Here is a 15,009-nt window from a genome sequence, read left to right on the forward strand (position 1 = left end):
GAGGAAATAGGAAAATACCAATAATTCCCACTTTTGACCTATGGGAAGCTCGTCCGAAGGTCACTGGGCAGATGGCGAAGGAAGAAGCATGATACAGATAGAACCGCACACTAAATCGATTACATCTCGGTCGGCAAAGGATTGAAAGCGCTTAACCCAATTGAAAAGAGGTGATGCTTCGATCGTCATCCGGTATTCGGCAGAGGATGTTCGTCGGTGCGTTTAAATCCTTGGTGCTTGAAAAAAAGGAGGAGATATCATGAAAAAGTTCAAAAGCTGGTTTGGTGCGCTCCTGTTGGTCGTGGCTCTGATGGCGGCGTTCCTTCCGTCCGCCCCTTCGACAGCGGCGTCCGGCTGGAGCTTGGCCTGGAGCGACGAATTCGACGGGAGCAGCTTGAATGCGGCCAACTGGAAGGCGGAGATCGGCACTGGCAGCGGGGGCTGGGGCAACAACGAGCTGCAATATTACACGGAACGCCCGCAAAATCTGCAGGTGACCGGCGGCAACTTGGTCATCACCGCGCAGAAGGAATCGTACGGCGGCATGAACTACACCTCCGCCCGGATCAAGACCCAGGGGCTGAAGAGCTTCACCTACGGCAAAATCGAAGCCAGCATCAAGCTTCCTTCGGGGCAGGGACTGTGGCCGGCCTTCTGGATGCTCGGTACGAACATCGACACCGCCATCTGGCCGAAATGCGGCGAGACGGACATCATGGAGCGCGTCAACAACAACGCCTTCGTCAACGGTTCGGTCCACTGGGACGCGAACGGACAGGCCGATTACGGGAAAACGTCGGGCAGTCTGGACTTCAGCCAGTATCATGTATATAGCATCGAGTGGGACTCCAAGTATATCCGCTGGTTTGTGGACGGAACCCAGTACAATGAGTTCTACATTGAGAATAACACCGGCAACACCGAGGAATTTCAGAAGCCGTTCTTCCTGCTGCTGAACCTGGCGGTGGGGGGCAACTGGCCCGGCAGCCCCGACGCCTCGACCGCTTTCCCGGCGAAGATGTACGTCGATTATGTCCGGGTATACAAGGCGGGTGGTCCGTCTCTGGTCAGCGGCGGTGTCTACACGCTGACCAATAAGGCAAGCGGCAAGGTGCTGGACGTGAAGGATGTGTCCACGGCCGACGGCGCCAAGATGCAGCAGTGGACCAACTACACCGCCGCCAATCAGCAATTCCGGGTAGACGACATGGGCGGCGGGGCTTACCGGTTGACCGCGATCCACAGCGGCAAGGCGCTGGACGTTCCCGGCTCCAATACGGCGTCGGGCGTCCAATTGCAGCAGTGGACGGATAACGGCACCAACGCACAGCGCTGGCAGATCGTCGACGTTGGCGGCGGCTACTACAAGTTGCTCTCGAAGGTGAGCGGCCTTGCCATGGACGTCTCCGGCTCATCGACGGCGGACGGTGCGGTGGTCCAGCAGTACACCGACAACGGAACCGACGCCCAGAAATGGCTGTTCACGAAGGTCAACTGACCCGGCAGGAAAAGACAGACTTGCCCCGGAAGCGGGATCGCGCGTAAGCGGACTCCGGTTGCCGGGGCTTTTTGTTGGAGAAGGAAGCTTGTTTTCTCGGCATGGAACGGTATACTATAAAGTTGAGTGCCTTTGCGCTCCGATTCGAATAGAGGAGAACTGCTGCATGAGATCGCTTGTTATCATTCCGGCCTATAATGAAGAGAACAGCATTGAAGCCGTGCTCCAATCCGTGAAGCGCTGGCATCCCGACATCGACATCGTGGTCGTCAACGACGGCTCCAGAGACGATACCAGCCGTGTAGCCCGGGCGACCGGACTCGCGCACGTCGTCGACCTGCCGGTCAATCTGGGCATCGGCGGCGCCGTTCAGACGGGATACCTCTTCGCGTACCGCAACGGCTATGACATCGCGATTCAGATCGACGCCGACGGCCAGCACGACCCGGCGGACCTGGAGAAGATCATTCAAGTGGTGGCGAGCGGCGAGGCGGCATGCTGCGTCGGCTCCCGCTTCGTGGAACAGACCGATTACACGCCGAGCTTGTTCCGGGGACTCGGCATCAACTTCTTTTCCTGGATGATCCGATGGACCGTCGGCAAGCGGATCACCGATCCCACCTCGGGCTTTCGGGCCGTCAACCGCGACGTTATTCGGGTGTTCGCCCATTACTACCCGGACGATTATCCGGAGGTCGAAGCGGTCGTCCTGCTGGAGCGGATGGGCTTCTCCGTCAAGGAAGCCTCCGTGCAGATGCACAGCCGGGCGGCAGGGAAGTCGTCGATTACGCCGTTCAAATCCATGTATTACATGTTAAAAGTGTCGCTTGCCGTCATCATGACACGGATAAGGAATGTGAACTGAAGCCATGAAATATATCTTTGTCTTGTCGGTCGTCTTCTGCCTGCTCTTTCTCGGCTTCGTCATCGAGATGATCCGCCGCCGCAAAATCTCCGAGCGCTATTCGCTCCTGTGGCTGATTCTCGGCCTCATCATGCTCCTGTTCAGCGTCTTCCCGAAGCTCCTGAACGGAATTGCTTCCGCCATGGGCATCATTTACGGAACTTCGCTCCTGTTCTTCATCGGCTTCCTGTTCTCGCTGGTCTTCATCCTTCACCTCACGACCGTGATCACCAAGCTGGACCGCAAAATGACCCGGCTGACCCAGGAGCTGGCCTTGCTCAAATCACAGGGAGAGGAGGCGCGCGATGATCGCCCTGTTGATCGTTCTCTGTAATGTCGTGCTGCTTGTCACCGGACAGACGATGTGGAAATACGCCCTGAACCGGCATCCGCTGCGCTCCGGTTCGGACATCGTCCCGCTGCTCACCGATCCGGTTATGCTGGGCGGCATCGCCTTGTTCGGCATCGCGACGATCGTCTGGTTTTATGCGCTCAGCCGCTACGACCTCAGCCGGATCTATCCGCTGCAGTCGATGGCTTACGTCCTCGGCGCTTTGTCCGGCGTGCTGCTATTCCGCGAGTCGATGAGCAGCGCGCAGTGGATCGGCATCGTGCTGATTCTGGGCGGCGCGTTCCTCGTGGCCCGGACCTGAGGAAAGCGGCTTGCCGGGCGTTCCCGCTCCTCGCATAACAAAGCTCCCCTCCGGCCGGTCATCGGCGGAAGGGGAGCTGTTTTGTACGGAGAAGGGATTCGGCTTAAACGTGGGCGGCGGGGTCTTTCAGGATCGTCTTGCCGCAATAGTCGATGACCTCGCTGCGCCGGACGATGCCGATGAACCGGTCGGTGTCGTCGACCACCGCCACGAAGTTCTGAGTGCGCACCAGCTTGATGAGGTCTTCCATGGTCGCATCGATGCGGACCGCCTGATGCTGTAGGCGAAGCGGCACCTCGGACAGCGAGTGCCGGTGCGCGTTCTCGAAGGTGATCTCCCGGTTGTTCTTGAAGAACCAGAGCAGGTCGCCCTCGGTTACGGTGCCGGCGTACGTGCCGTCCTGGTTGAGCACGGGGACGGCGGTGAAACGGTGATGCTCCATCTTCTCAAGCGTCTGGCGAAGCGTGGTGTCGGGCGTGAGGCAGACGACATCCTGCTTGGGAAGCAGAAAAAACGCGATATTCATCATGAACGGTAAAACTCCTTTAGCTAAAGCGGATCAGTGCCCCCTTATTGTACCAAAAATCGCGCGCGGTTTACAGCTCCAACGCCCGCCGATGCCCAAAGAAAGAACACGGAAAGGATGAAGGATCATGACCCACGCTTCAATCTCTGTCAGTCCCGTTGACAACCGGGAGGCTTTGGAGGCCTGCTTCGCGATTCGCCTCCGCGTCTTTGTAGACGAACAGCAGGTCCCGGCCGAAGAGGAATTGGACGAATTCGATGCCGACTGGACGGCCTGCCGCCATTTTCTCGCCTTGGTGGACGGGCAGCCGGCCGCAACCGGCCGGTACCGCAGCTATCAAGAATCGCCGCCGACCGTCAAGCTGCAGCGGATCGCCGTTTCCTCCGAATACCGGGGAACGGGGGTCGGCCGTTCGCTGGTGCTGGCGATGGAGCAGGATGCGGCGAGCCGCGGGGCCGCCTTGTCGGTGCTGGACGCCCAATGCCAGGCGGAGCCGTTCTACGTGAAGCTGGGCTATGAGACGGTCTCGTCCGAGCCCTTCCTCGACGCCGGCATCCCTCACGTTCGCATGCGGAAGAAGCTTCAAAGCTCGAATTCGTAAGCAACCCGGCGTTGCAGGAACCGCATGGCCCCCGTCTTGCCTGCATAGTCCTCCATTTCGTCGCCGTAATGCATGAGATACATCTTCTCTTGATAGTCGCGGGGGAGGCGGAGCAGCTCGTCCAGGGTCGTATGGACAACGCCGGGAGAGGTGAACTGGCACTCGTGCAGCAGATAGCGGCAGCCGCGTCCATGGACCATCTCGTCGAGCAGCGGACGGTCGAAGATCATATCGGCGCTGTAAAACAGCTTTTCCTGGAGAACCAGCGAAAAGCTCGGCTTCCCCGGAATGTGCCGGGTAGGGAGGGCCTCCACGAGAAAACCGGGCGCGAGAGCGGCCGGTTTTCGGTTTTCCAGCAGCGTAAGCTCGTAGAAATCCGACAGCTGCGTCAAGCCGTCCTCCGGGTATTCCAAGCCTCCCCGCAGGGTGTTCTCCCAGAGAGGGGCAGCCAGCGCCTTCGGCAGAATCAAGCGCGGCTTGCGGCCGAGCTGGTACTTCATGCGGAAGGTCAGCTCCTCGAGGCCGCCGACATGGTCGCCGTGCAGGTGGGTGATCAGAATCGCATCGATGGCGTTCAGCTCCACTCCCATGTCGTGAAGCGCCTGGGGAGCGGTGATCCCGCAGTCCACCAGCAGGGTGAAGCCGTTTTCCTCGAACAGGGCGTTATTGTTGCCGTAGGTTTTGGAGAATGCGCCGCCCGTACCCAGCATCCGCAGGTTTAACGTCATGGGAAATCCTCCTTTTTCCAAATCGGGATGTCCGCTTTATCGTACCATGATCGGCGTCCGTAACCAAAGAAATGCCCGCAGGGGCTTGTCCGACAGGGACATTCGCCCAGACGCGCGCATACGGTATAGCAAAACCCCGCGAACGGCTGAAGCCGGAGGGGGAAGGAGGCTAACCCATGGCGAAGGCGGCAGCAAAGAAGAAGGACATCCCGGCTGCGGGCGACAAGAATCGGTTCAATATGAAGATGGTGACGTCGGATACCTGTCAGGCTTGCAAGCAGCAATGCGCTCGGGGGCTCCGTTACCTGGAGAAAATGGCCCAGCCGGGAGCGGAGGGGCATGGCATTCCCTGTATCCTGACCAAAGGAAAGGCGTACAAATAGCTTGAAAACGGATCATTCATGACAATTCTGTGATCTAAATCACAGACAGCTTTCTTTCACGGCGGCGATCGCGTTATAATGGAAGCAACTCAAGAGTTGGAGGTCCTGTTCATGTCCATCGCCGTGAATTCGCACGCCGTTCCGCTGGTCGCGTCGGCGGTGTTCGCCTTATCCGTCATCGGCATCCGGCTGAAGGCGGCCAACCGCCCCACCTCGGAACGCAAGATTATCATCCCGCCGCTCGGAATGAGCACCGGCTTCGCCATGTTTCTGTTTCCCTTCATGCGGATTCCGCTGGTGTGGGGGCTCGTCGCATTCCTCGCCGGCGCGGTTTTCTTCTCCTATCCGCTCATCCGCACCTCCCGGTTCGAGGCGCGGGACGGGCAGATTTACTTGAAGCGCTCCAAGGCGTTCATCGTCATCCTGCTTGTTCTGCTCGTCATCCGGCTGATTCTGCACGATTACGTCGAACAGTTTGTCAGTCTGCCGCAGACCGGCGCCTTGTTCTTCCTGCTTGCCTTCGGCATGCTGGTGCCCTGGAGAGTCGCCATGCTGATCGGCTACCGAAAGCTCCAACGCACCCTCCCGGCCGAGCCGGCTATGAACGGAATATGACTCCCGTCGCCACCCTTGGGAGACGCTCCCTTTTTTGACAAAACGCCCTAGGCGGCTTATGAAAACCTCCGGATTTTCTGCAACATTTTTTGGCGGCCGCTCGCAACTCCCGTCCTCCATCGGAGTATAAACTATCAGAATGAAACAGATTTGATGGAGGGGAAGGACAAGATGAAGGCCAAGCGGTTACTGGTCCTGTTAACCACCTTCTCGCTGCTGTTCGGCGCCAGCGTCTATGCAGAATCCCAGTGGGGCGACTACGAAGGATTTTCTAAAGTGAAGCTGCGTCTGGATGGCGCAGAGGTGAAAGTTGGGGACAACGATACCCCTGCGGTTCTAATGAAAGAGCGGACCATGCTTCCGCTGCGCTATGTAGCCCAATCGCTGCACACGCTTGTGAAGTGGGACCCGGCGACCCAGACGGTCGACTTGAACCGTCCCGATGTGCACATGATGTTTGCCCAGGATGTGGCCGACGATCTCACCACGATCCGTAAGCCGTTCTCCAAGGTGGCTCAAGGCCGGGCGGGCGATTTTTATGTATTTGTCGACGCGGCCGGGGTTACGCTGCCGGTAGAGGGCTTTAAGATTACGGTTTACTCGCCGAGCGGAGAAGCGGTTGCTTCCAAGACGGTCAACGAAGTGCCGCCCAATTCGGACGAATCGTTCTGGTACCTGTGGAAGGTTAACGTGAACTTTGCCCAAAAGGGCGATTATGTCGTTAAGTTTGCTTTCCAGTACAAAGGAGAGCTTACGGTCGTCTCGGAGAAGACCATTACCTCGAATTAAACAAGCTTCCGAGAGAAAAGCCGCTGCGAAAGAACGGCTTTTCTTTTGTTGTGGACTTGTGATACGATACACGAGTACCAAATCCCAATCGACAGAAACGAGGAGATATCGTGAGCGAACATAACCATAACCATGATTGCGGCCACGACCACGCCCATGAGCACGATCATGAGCACGAATGCAGCTGCGGCCACGATCATGATCACGATGACGAACATGAAGCCATTTTCCTGGTAACGGACGAAGAAGGCAAAGAGCATGAGATGGTCATGGTCTTCCAGTTCGAATCCGAAGACCAGGCTTACGCCGTCCTGTTGGACCGCAATGATCCGGAAGCCGACGGCATCATCTTCCGCATTGAGGAAGAGAACGACGAAGCCTTCCTGGTGAGCATTGAGGACGATGCCGAATGGCAACGCGTCGTCGCCGTGTACAACGAGCTTGCCGCCCAAGAAGCTGAATAAATCAACCTCGGCACTGCGGCCGCGGTGACGTGAACCCCCCCTGTCATGGGGGGGTTCTTGTTATGCCGTCATTTGGGAAAAAAGTCTTGCATGAGTCGGGAGGAGCCCGCTAGAATCAGGAGTAGGCGAGAGGCCAACACGGATCGGGAAATGGGAGGAGCAATTCGCAACGATGCTGGAGTTCCGAAATGTGTACAAGAAGACCAATGGGGTGGAATTGCGAGATTTAAACCTGAACGCGGCCGAGGGACAGCGGGTGAGCCTCGAATGCGATGATGCAATAAGCGACCTGTTAATTGGCCTCATCCTGGGAACCGAATGGCAAAATCGCGGGAGCATCTTGCTCGCCGGAATGGATAACCGGGAATTTCTGCAAACCCGGGCTGGAACGGTAGGCGTCATCTTTCGGCAGGAGAGCTTCTATCCGAAGATGACGGTGGAAGCCTATGTGAGGTTCTTCGCCGAACTGGCGGGTCATTCGGTGGACGTCCGGGATGTACTGGCCCGGCTGGCACTGCTCGACAGCGCGAAAGTCAAAATCCACGAGTTGAACCGCGGCCAGCGCAAGCGGCTGGCGCTGGCCCGGGAGCGGATAAAGCGACCAATGCTCCTGCTCTTTCAGGAGCCCAATCTGAATATGGACCGGGAGAACATGGCAATCCTGCTGGATAACCTGGAGCAGCTGTCCCAAGAGGGGACCTGCGTGGTGAACATGTCGGCGTTTTTTCGGGACACGCTGCTTATGGGCGGCCAGTCCTATCGGCTGGATGACGACGGCCTCGTCGAGCTGCAGACCGGTTTGGAGGAGACCCCGCCGGCAGAAGCAGCGCTATCCCTCTCGGCTGCGGCCGAACCGGTTGCCCCGGTGTACCGGATCGAAAAAATCCCGGCGCGTCTCGAGGATCGGATTCTGCTCTTCGACCCGATGGAAATCGACTTCGTCGAGAGCGAGACGGGGGCCAGCACACTGAGCGTTCGGGGAGACCGCTTTCCCTGCGCCCTCTCGATGACGGAGCTGGAGGAACGCCTGCGGCATTTTGGCTTCTTCCGCTGCCATCGGTCTTACCTCGTGAATCTCCAGCGGCTGAAGGAAGTGGTCACCTTCACCCGCAACAGCTACAGCCTGAGCCTCGACGACCGGTGCAAGAGCTCGATTCCACTCTCGAAGGGCCGGCTCGACGAGCTGAAAGAAATCCTGAGGCTCTGACACAAGCTCCATTCGGCGGAAAATCGGCTCCATTTGGGGCTTGGGCTGCTCCTTTCAAGGCCATATCACCTCCATTCAACCGTCAACCGACTCCGTTTGCGGCGATTTTATGGCGCTCCGCTTCGGTTCCTGCCATACTGGGTTCAGCGAGCCGGATAACGGCCAGGTACCGAAAGAAATGGGGGCATACGGATGAGCACGATCTTATCCATGCAAGCCGTTCGCAAGGAATTCAAAGCGCATGTCGCCTTGCAGAACATTACTTTTCAAGTCGAGGAAGGCGAGATCTTCGGTTTTCTCGGTCCAAGCGGCGCGGGCAAAACCACGACGATCAAGCTGTTGACCGGTCAGCTTCGTGCGAGCTCGGGAGAGGTTCGGGTGATGGGTCAGAGCGAAGAGGGGGCCATCCGCCGGATCTCGAACCGAATCGGGCTGCTGTCCGATACCAGCGGCTTGTATGAGCGGTTGAGCGTCTATGACAACCTGGCCTTGTTCGCGGATATTCATGGCGTGGACCGCAAGGAGATCGGCCCGCTCTTGGAGAGAGTCGGCTTGGCGGAGTACGCAAAGAAAGAGGCCAAGAAGCTGTCCCGCGGCATGAAGCAGCGCTTGATGATCGCGCGGAGCATCCTGCATAAACCATCGCTGTTGTTCCTCGACGAGCCGACCTCATCGCTCGATCCGGCCAATACGTTGGAGATTCACAAGCTGCTGCGAGCCTTGAACAAGGAAGGCACCACCATCTTCCTGACCACGCACAACATGGAGGAGGCGGACAAGCTTTGCCGCCGCGTCGCGTTCTTGAATGCGGGCGAGGTCGTCGAGCTGGGTGTTCCCGGCGAGCTGAAGCTGAAATATTCGGACCGTTCGGTGAAGGTGCTTCTGAAGGACACGCCGGAACCGGTGTTCATCCGCAACGATGCGGAGGGCGGAAGCAAGCTGCAGGCGTGGATGGCTTCCGGCCAGGTCAAGGCGGTTCACTCGATGGAACCGAGCTTGGAAACCATCTTCCTGAATCTGACGGGGAGGGAACTGTGATGGAATTTACTGCGAGGCATGTTCGTGCTTTATTAAAGAAAGAACTCAAGGATTTCGGCAAAAATCTCAATGTCCTGTTCATGTGCGTCTTGCCGCTGTTCTTCGCTTGGCTGTACTCCATGATTTATGACGATTCTTTTCCCAAGGCGGATCTTCTCGCCATGTGCGTCGGGATGAGCCTCACCCTCGTCACCTGCTTCGTCATCGCGATGCTGATCGCGGAGGAGAAGGAGAAGCAGACACTGCGCACGCTGATGCTGTCCGCGGTTTCGCCGCTGGAGTTTTTTCTCGGAAAAGGCCTCTTCACCCTGTTAACCTCAACGATCCTGAACACCCTGATCTTCTTCATCGTCGGGGTTGAGCCGCGGGTGTATGGGTGGTTTCTGCTGGCGACCGTCCTGGTCAGCCTGTCCATGGTGGCGGTCGGAGCGATCATTGGGCTCATTGCCCCGAACCAAATGGCGACCGGGGTCGTCGGTATGCCGATCCTGCTCATCTTCTTCCTGATTCCCATGTTCGCGGACTTGAATGCGACGATGGGCAAGATCGCCTGGCTGCTGCCGAACTATCATCTGAACGTGCTGATGGAGCGGCTCGTCGAGAGCGGCGGAATCGGCGGCGACGGGCTGCTGCGAATCGGAGGCCTCGTGCTCTGGATCTTCATCGGCTTGGGAGCTTTTGTGCTGGTCTTCCGGCGCAACGGGCTGGACCGCTGATTGCGGGGAATGGCAATCGGAATTGAGCTATAAAAAACAGGCGCTTCACGTCCGCAGACCGGGCGGAGGGAGCGCCTGTTTGCCGCATACGGAGCCGACGATGGAACGGGATTCGGCGGCTCTATTTGCGGGGATTAAAGTACATGGTCCGTCCGTTCAGCAGATGAACCTCGGCCTTCAGCTTCTTGCCCAGGTATTTGCTGAGCTCGTTGGCTTTGCCTTTGTCGCCGTGGGTTGAGCCGGCGGGCAGAGAGATCCGGACGAAGGAGCGAACCCGGTCCTCAACGCTTCGGCTGCCGAGCCCGATATGAATCGTCCGGTATTGCGGCGCGGTACCGGCCAGTGTAAGCCAGCCGTCGAGCGGACCGGGCTCGATGGTGTAGGGAAAGGCGGCTTGCTCATAGCCCCAACCGAGCTGCTTGCCCGTCTCGGCGAGCTGGGCGCGGTAATGCTCCAGAATACCGCGGAGCTCTTCTAAGGTAAGTCCGGGAGCGGAGGAGCCTTCTACCAATTCGACATAAGCATTTTGTGCCATGGTCGGACACCTGCCTTTGGAGGAATGGTCGGTTCTGGCTTCATCCTATCACAAAATGGCCACATTCGGTATGCCAACGGGTGTTCCGGAAGTAAAAAAACAGCCCAGGCCGCTTGCCTGGGCTGAAGCTATGAAGAACGGTCAAAAGATGGCCTTCGTCTCCACGATCACCTTCACCTGCTGCACCGTGCGGTCCTCCGGTCCTTTGACCGGCAGGCCGACCTCGACATGCTCGGTGATGTAATCGATGTTCTCCTGCGAAATGACTTCGCCGGGGAGGAGAATCGGAATGCCGGGAGGATAGACATAGATGAATTCGGCGATGATCCGTCCGGCCGATTCCTTGAACGGCACGACTTCCGTGTCGCCGTAGAAGGCGTCGCGGGGCGTGAGCGACAGCTGCGGAATGCCGGGAACGGTGACGATCAGCTCGTTGGCGGTCTTGATGTTGTAATTCAGCTCCGACATGTGGCGGAGCGCCTCCACCAGCAGGTTCACGCTCTCTTCCGTGTCGCCGGGCGTGATGAAGCAGAGAATGTTGTACATATCGCTGAGCTCGACTTCGATGTTGTAATGCTCGCGCAGCCAGTTCTCGGCGTCGTAGCCGGTGATCCCCAAATGCCGTACCAGAATATTGACCTTCATCGGGTCAAAGTCAAAGGTCGCCTCCGTGCCGAGGATTTCCTCGCCGAAGCTGTAGAGGCCGGGGATCTCGTTGATCGAACGGCGGGCATGCTGGGCAAGCCGGATGGCGCGGTCCGCCATCGCTTGACCGTTGATGGCCAGATTGCGCCGGGCGGCATCGAGCGAAGCGAGCAGGATGTAAGACGTCGACGTGGTCGTCAGCATGCTCATGATGGTCTGGACGCGCTTCGGGTTGATCCGCGAGCCCTGGATGTTGAGCACGGAGCTCTGGGTCAGGCTGCCGCCCAGCTTGTGGATGCTCGTCGCGGCCATATCCGCTCCCGCCTCCATGGCGGAAATGGGGAGGTCGTCGTGAAAGGGCAGCAGCGCACCGTGGGCTTCGTCGACCAGTACAGTCCGGTCGTGGCTGTGGACCAGATCGACGATCTCCTTCAGATCGGCGCATACGCCATAGTAGGTCGGATTGATGACGAGCACGGCCTTGGCGTCGGGATGGGCCTCGAGGGCCTTCTTCACCGAACGGGTGGTGATGCCGTGATCGATGCCGAGGTTCGTGTCCCGTACCGGAGACAGGAAGATCGGCTTGATGCCGGCGAAAATGATCGCGGACATGACGGACTTGTGAATGTTGCGCGGCACGATGATCTTGTCGCCTTCGGAGCAGGTGGACATGATCATGGTCATGATGGCGCCGCTCGTGCCCTGCACGAAGAAAAAGGTCTGATCGGCCTTGAAGGTCTCCGCAGCCAGCCGTTGGGCTTCGGCGATCACCGCCGTCGGCTGATGAAGATCATCCAAGGGGGCGATGTTGATGAGATCTATGGACAAGGCATTCCTGCCGATGAATTCGCTGAATTCAGGATCCATCCCAACCCCTTTTTTGTGTCCGGGAATGTGAAAGGGAACGGGGTTGCTGTCCGCGTGATTGCGCAGCGCGGTCAACAGCGGAGTCGTGCGTTGATCCATATCAGTCATCTCATCCTTTCCCTGGGCAGAGTGTTCCGTCTGCAAGTGCGGCTGCCCGGTTTTTAGTGGCGAACGGCCTTAGCGGCCAAACAAAAAGAGTATAGCAGAAACGCGCCAGGAATCAAGAACATATTTTGGGCAAATGTCAAATTGGGCGCGCCCAAAAAAGCCGTCCGCCCGCGGAAAAAACCGGGAGGTACGGCTTTGGGATTCCAGGGGTCAAGGCTTCAGGCCGTTCGCAGCGAACCGGACGCAGGCCTCGATCTCGGCTTCGTCGTCCCACTCGGCCTCCGGGCGAAGCAGGAGACGGGTCGCGACAAAGCCTGCGAATACGGACAGCCACAATCGGATTACCGTCGGCGGAGAAAAATGGCGGGCAATTTCGCCCTTCTCTTGAAAGTGGACGATGATGCGGGTCAATCGCTCCCCGACCTGCTCGACGGCCGTGGAGAAGAACCGGTCCCTCAGCTCCGGCTGAAAGGGGATTTCCTGCAGCAGAATGCGCAGGATTGGCAGATGCTTGCGGGCGAAAGCATACCGGTTGCGGAGCACGGACCGGAGGAAGTCCTCGAAGCTCGCGAATGAGGTATCCAGGAGCTCGGTCAAATCGTCGATCGCCACCGGCTGGAGCAGGCGGAGCAGCATCGGAACCGTGATGGAATAGAGCAGATCCTTCTTGGTCTTAAAGTGGCGGAAGATAGTGCCTTCGGCGACGCCCGCGCGTTGGGCGATCTCGCTGGTGGAAGCTGCGGCAAAGCTTTTTTCCAGGAACAGCTCGATGGCGCTGTCCAGAATCCGCCGCTGTTTCTCGGTCATTTTCTTCGGTTCTCCGTCCGCCGTCCATTGCCGGATAAGCTCCTCGACGGACGACGGATCGGATTGGGGTCGGTCCATTTCGGCGGCCTCCTTAGACCTGGCGGTGCTTGCGCAGGGCAAGCACGTTCAGCAGCATGAAGAGAAGGGACAAGCCGGCGAGAATATAAACATCCACGGCGATCGAGCCCCAGCCCTTGCCGCGGATCATGATGTTCCGCAGCGCATCGGCTCCGTATTTGAGCGGCATGATCGTGCTCAGCCAGCGCAGCCAGGGCGCCATCGTGTCGAGATCGAACAAGCCCGAGAAGAAGACTTGGGGCACGATGACGATGGGAATGAATTGGATCATCTGAAATTCGTTGGACGCATAGGAGGACAGCAGAATGCCGAGCGACAAAGCGGTGAGCGTGAGCAGCAGGGTGATGAGCAGCAGATAGCCGTACGACCCGACCATCATCAGGCCGAGCGCATTCACGCAATAGATCACGACAATCACGGACTGCACCGCCGTGAACAAGCCAAAGCCGAGGATGTAGCCCGCGACAATTTCCCACTTGCGCAGGGGAGAGGCCATGAGCCGCTCCAGCGTGCCTCCGGTGCGCTCGCGCAGGAAGGAGATGCCGGCGATCAGGAAGACGAAGAAGAAGGAGAACACGCCGACCAGCACGGGGCCGAAGCTGTCGAAAGGCACCATAGCTTCGGAGCCGTGCAAATAGCTGATTTTCGGCGCTGCCGCGGTGCTCTGCGGCTGAAGGGATTGCGAAGCCTTCTGCACGAGCAGCAGCACGGCCTTGTTCCGCGACGGATCGCTGCCCTCCAGCCGAATGACGGGCGACGCTCCCTCCAAGCGGATCGTCGCGTCCAGCTTGCCGCTCTTCAGTGCTTCCTCCGCCCCGGCGGCATCATAGCTTTGAACGTCGCCGCCGGCCGCCGTCAGCTTTTCCGTGAAAGCGGCCGGAAGCTCAACCGCTCCCAGCTTGGGCTCATAGGTGGCTCCGTTGAAAATGAACGAGACCAGCGTAAGCAGCACCAGCGGGGCAACGAACATCAGCGCGAGGGTGCGCTTGTCGTGCAGGAGCTGCCGGGAAATGCGCAGGACAAGGGCGCGGACTCTCATGGGCGGACACCTCCGTAATGAAGAAACGCTTCTTCGATCGTCGCGGCATTCGCCCGTTCCAGCAGTTCCGCCGGGGACCCGACGGCGATCAGGGAGCCGTCCCGGATCATGCCGAGCCGGTCGCATTTGTCCGCTTCGTCCATGACATGGGTGGTGATGACGATCGTCGTTCCCGTCCTCCGCAGCGCATACAGCTCCTGCCAGATGGATTGGCGCAGAACCGGGTCGATGCCCACCGTCGGCTCATCCAAGAGGAGCACAGCCGGACGATGAATCAGGGCAACCGCCAGCGAGAGCCGGCGGCGCATTCCACCGGAGTAGGCGACTGCGGGCTTGTCGAGATGCGGCGTGAGATCCACGAGCTCCATGACTTCTTCGATCCGCTTGCGGCGGACGGAGCCGCTCATGCCGAACAGGGAAGCGAAGAACTCCAGGTTCTCCTTGCCGGTCAGCTCCAGATAGAGGGCGTCGGATTGGGCCATGTACCCGATTTGCCGGAACAGGGACAGCTTGGGCAACCGTTCGCCGAGCAGGCGGACTTCTCCCGTCGCTGCCCGGTCGATGCCGGTCATCAAGCGGACCAGCGTGGTTTTGCCCGAGCCGGAAGGGCCGAGCAGGCCGAAGATTTCTCCGCGCCGGACATCGAGGTCGATACCGTGCAGGACTTCCTTTTTGCCGTAGCTTTTGGATACGCCTTGAACCCGGATGGCCGGATCGGTTAACGAATCGGATAACGAATCGGAAAGAGCGGGTGATGCGTCCATCAGTTTCATCTCCTTATTGGGGGGAGGATGCTGTGCAGGACCCT

At 58.7% G+C, this 15,009-nt stretch carries 19 protein-coding genes; 12 read left to right on the plus strand and 7 right to left on the minus strand.

Annotated elements, in window-relative coordinates; all coding sequences use genetic code 11:
• The first annotated feature begins 259 nt into the window (after positions 1–259).
• The 4 genes from ACSEXS_RS12010 (at position 260) to ACSEXS_RS12025 (ending at position 3,055) form a co-directional block, all read left to right on the plus strand.
• Positions 260–1,498 (plus strand): RICIN domain-containing protein, encoded by a 1,239-nt coding sequence (locus ACSEXS_RS12010; protein ID WP_438433462.1) that lies wholly within the window; start codon positions 260–262, stop codon positions 1,496–1,498.
• A gap of 166 nt (positions 1,499–1,664) precedes the next feature.
• On the plus strand, positions 1,665–2,363 hold the full coding sequence (locus tag ACSEXS_RS12015) for a glycosyltransferase family 2 protein (RefSeq protein WP_438433463.1): 699 nt from the start codon (positions 1,665–1,667) through the stop codon (positions 2,361–2,363).
• A 4-nt stretch (positions 2,364–2,367) separates the two neighbouring features.
• Positions 2,368–2,736, plus strand: a complete 369-nt coding sequence (locus tag ACSEXS_RS12020) for a DUF2304 domain-containing protein (protein ID WP_438433464.1) — start codon at positions 2,368–2,370, stop codon at positions 2,734–2,736.
• Positions 2,708–3,055: an EamA family transporter gene (locus ACSEXS_RS12025; protein WP_438433465.1), complete on the plus strand. Its 348-nt coding sequence runs from the start codon at positions 2,708–2,710 to the stop codon at positions 3,053–3,055. Before ACSEXS_RS12020 ends, ACSEXS_RS12025 begins: the two co-directional genes overlap by 29 nt.
• Before the next feature lie 103 nt (positions 3,056–3,158).
• Here ACSEXS_RS12025 and ACSEXS_RS12030 read toward each other — a convergent pair whose 3' ends face one another.
• A complete protein-coding gene (locus ACSEXS_RS12030) occupies positions 3,159–3,581 on the minus strand; it encodes a CBS domain-containing protein (RefSeq protein ID WP_438433590.1) in 423 nt (140 codons plus the stop codon).
• A gap of 127 nt (positions 3,582–3,708) precedes the next feature.
• On the opposite strand from ACSEXS_RS12030, the gene ACSEXS_RS12035 reads away from it, so the two are divergent.
• Positions 3,709–4,182 (plus strand): GNAT family N-acetyltransferase, encoded by a 474-nt coding sequence (locus ACSEXS_RS12035; RefSeq protein ID WP_438433466.1) that lies wholly within the window; start codon positions 3,709–3,711, stop codon positions 4,180–4,182.
• On the opposite strand, the gene ACSEXS_RS12040 is transcribed toward ACSEXS_RS12035, so the two are convergent.
• Positions 4,164–4,910 carry an MBL fold metallo-hydrolase gene (locus ACSEXS_RS12040; RefSeq protein WP_438433467.1) on the minus strand — a complete coding sequence of 249 codons (747 nt, stop codon included), beginning with the start codon at positions 4,908–4,910 and terminating at the stop codon, positions 4,164–4,166. The two genes, ACSEXS_RS12035 and ACSEXS_RS12040, sit on opposite strands and share 19 nt — an antisense overlap.
• A 176-nt stretch (positions 4,911–5,086) precedes the next feature.
• Here ACSEXS_RS12040 and ACSEXS_RS12045 point away from each other — a divergent pair, with 176 nt between their 5' ends.
• From ACSEXS_RS12045 to ACSEXS_RS12075, 7 genes are all read left to right on the plus strand, one after another.
• On the plus strand, positions 5,087–5,293 hold the full coding sequence (locus ACSEXS_RS12045) for a hypothetical protein (RefSeq protein ID WP_438433468.1): 207 nt from the start codon (positions 5,087–5,089) through the stop codon (positions 5,291–5,293).
• A 111-nt stretch (positions 5,294–5,404) separates the two neighbouring features.
• The gene (locus tag ACSEXS_RS12050) at positions 5,405–5,908 is read left to right on the plus strand and encodes a CcdC family protein (protein WP_438433469.1); all 504 of its coding nucleotides are present in this window, start codon (positions 5,405–5,407) and stop codon (positions 5,906–5,908) included.
• 171 nt (positions 5,909–6,079) lie between these two features.
• On the plus strand, positions 6,080–6,697 hold the full coding sequence (locus tag ACSEXS_RS12055) for a stalk domain-containing protein (RefSeq protein ID WP_438433470.1): 618 nt from the start codon (positions 6,080–6,082) through the stop codon (positions 6,695–6,697).
• Between the two features lie 110 nt (positions 6,698–6,807).
• The gene (locus ACSEXS_RS12060; RefSeq protein WP_438433471.1) at positions 6,808–7,161 is read left to right on the plus strand and encodes a DUF1292 domain-containing protein; all 354 of its coding nucleotides are present in this window, start codon (positions 6,808–6,810) and stop codon (positions 7,159–7,161) included.
• A gap of 172 nt (positions 7,162–7,333) precedes the next feature.
• Positions 7,334–8,368, plus strand: a complete 1,035-nt coding sequence (locus ACSEXS_RS12065; RefSeq protein ID WP_438433472.1) for a LytTR family transcriptional regulator DNA-binding domain-containing protein — start codon at positions 7,334–7,336, stop codon at positions 8,366–8,368.
• A 192-nt stretch (positions 8,369–8,560) separates the two neighbouring features.
• Positions 8,561–9,406, plus strand: coding sequence for an ABC transporter ATP-binding protein (locus ACSEXS_RS12070; protein WP_438433473.1), 846 nt, complete (start codon positions 8,561–8,563; stop codon positions 9,404–9,406).
• The gene (locus tag ACSEXS_RS12075; protein ID WP_438433474.1) at positions 9,406–10,122 is read left to right on the plus strand and encodes an ABC transporter permease; all 717 of its coding nucleotides are present in this window, start codon (positions 9,406–9,408) and stop codon (positions 10,120–10,122) included. Before ACSEXS_RS12070 ends, ACSEXS_RS12075 begins: the two co-directional genes overlap by 1 nt.
• A 121-nt stretch (positions 10,123–10,243) precedes the next feature.
• On the opposite strand, the gene ACSEXS_RS12080 is transcribed toward ACSEXS_RS12075, so the two are convergent.
• The 5 genes from ACSEXS_RS12080 to ACSEXS_RS12100 form a co-directional block, all read right to left on the minus strand.
• On the minus strand, positions 10,244–10,657 hold the full coding sequence (locus tag ACSEXS_RS12080; protein WP_438433475.1) for a DUF1885 family protein: 414 nt from the start codon (positions 10,655–10,657) through the stop codon (positions 10,244–10,246).
• A 141-nt stretch (positions 10,658–10,798) separates the two neighbouring features.
• On the minus strand, positions 10,799–12,268 hold the full coding sequence (locus ACSEXS_RS12085; RefSeq protein WP_438433476.1) for an aminotransferase class I/II-fold pyridoxal phosphate-dependent enzyme: 1,470 nt from the start codon (positions 12,266–12,268) through the stop codon (positions 10,799–10,801).
• Positions 12,269–12,487: 219 nt separating this feature from the next.
• The gene (locus ACSEXS_RS12090; protein ID WP_438433477.1) at positions 12,488–13,162 is read right to left on the minus strand and encodes a TetR/AcrR family transcriptional regulator; all 675 of its coding nucleotides are present in this window, start codon (positions 13,160–13,162) and stop codon (positions 12,488–12,490) included.
• Positions 13,163–13,175: 13 nt separating this feature from the next.
• On the minus strand, positions 13,176–14,201 hold the full coding sequence (locus ACSEXS_RS12095; RefSeq protein WP_438433478.1) for an ABC transporter permease: 1,026 nt from the start codon (positions 14,199–14,201) through the stop codon (positions 13,176–13,178).
• A complete protein-coding gene (locus ACSEXS_RS12100) occupies positions 14,198–14,965 on the minus strand; it encodes an ABC transporter ATP-binding protein (RefSeq protein WP_438433479.1) in 768 nt (255 codons plus the stop codon). Before ACSEXS_RS12100 ends, ACSEXS_RS12095 begins: the two co-directional genes overlap by 4 nt.
• Positions 14,966–15,009: the final 44 nt, after the last annotated feature.

It is taken from the genome of Gorillibacterium terrae (assembly GCF_051594785.1).
GTDB lineage: Bacteria > Bacillota > Bacilli > Paenibacillales > NBRC-103111 > Gorillibacterium.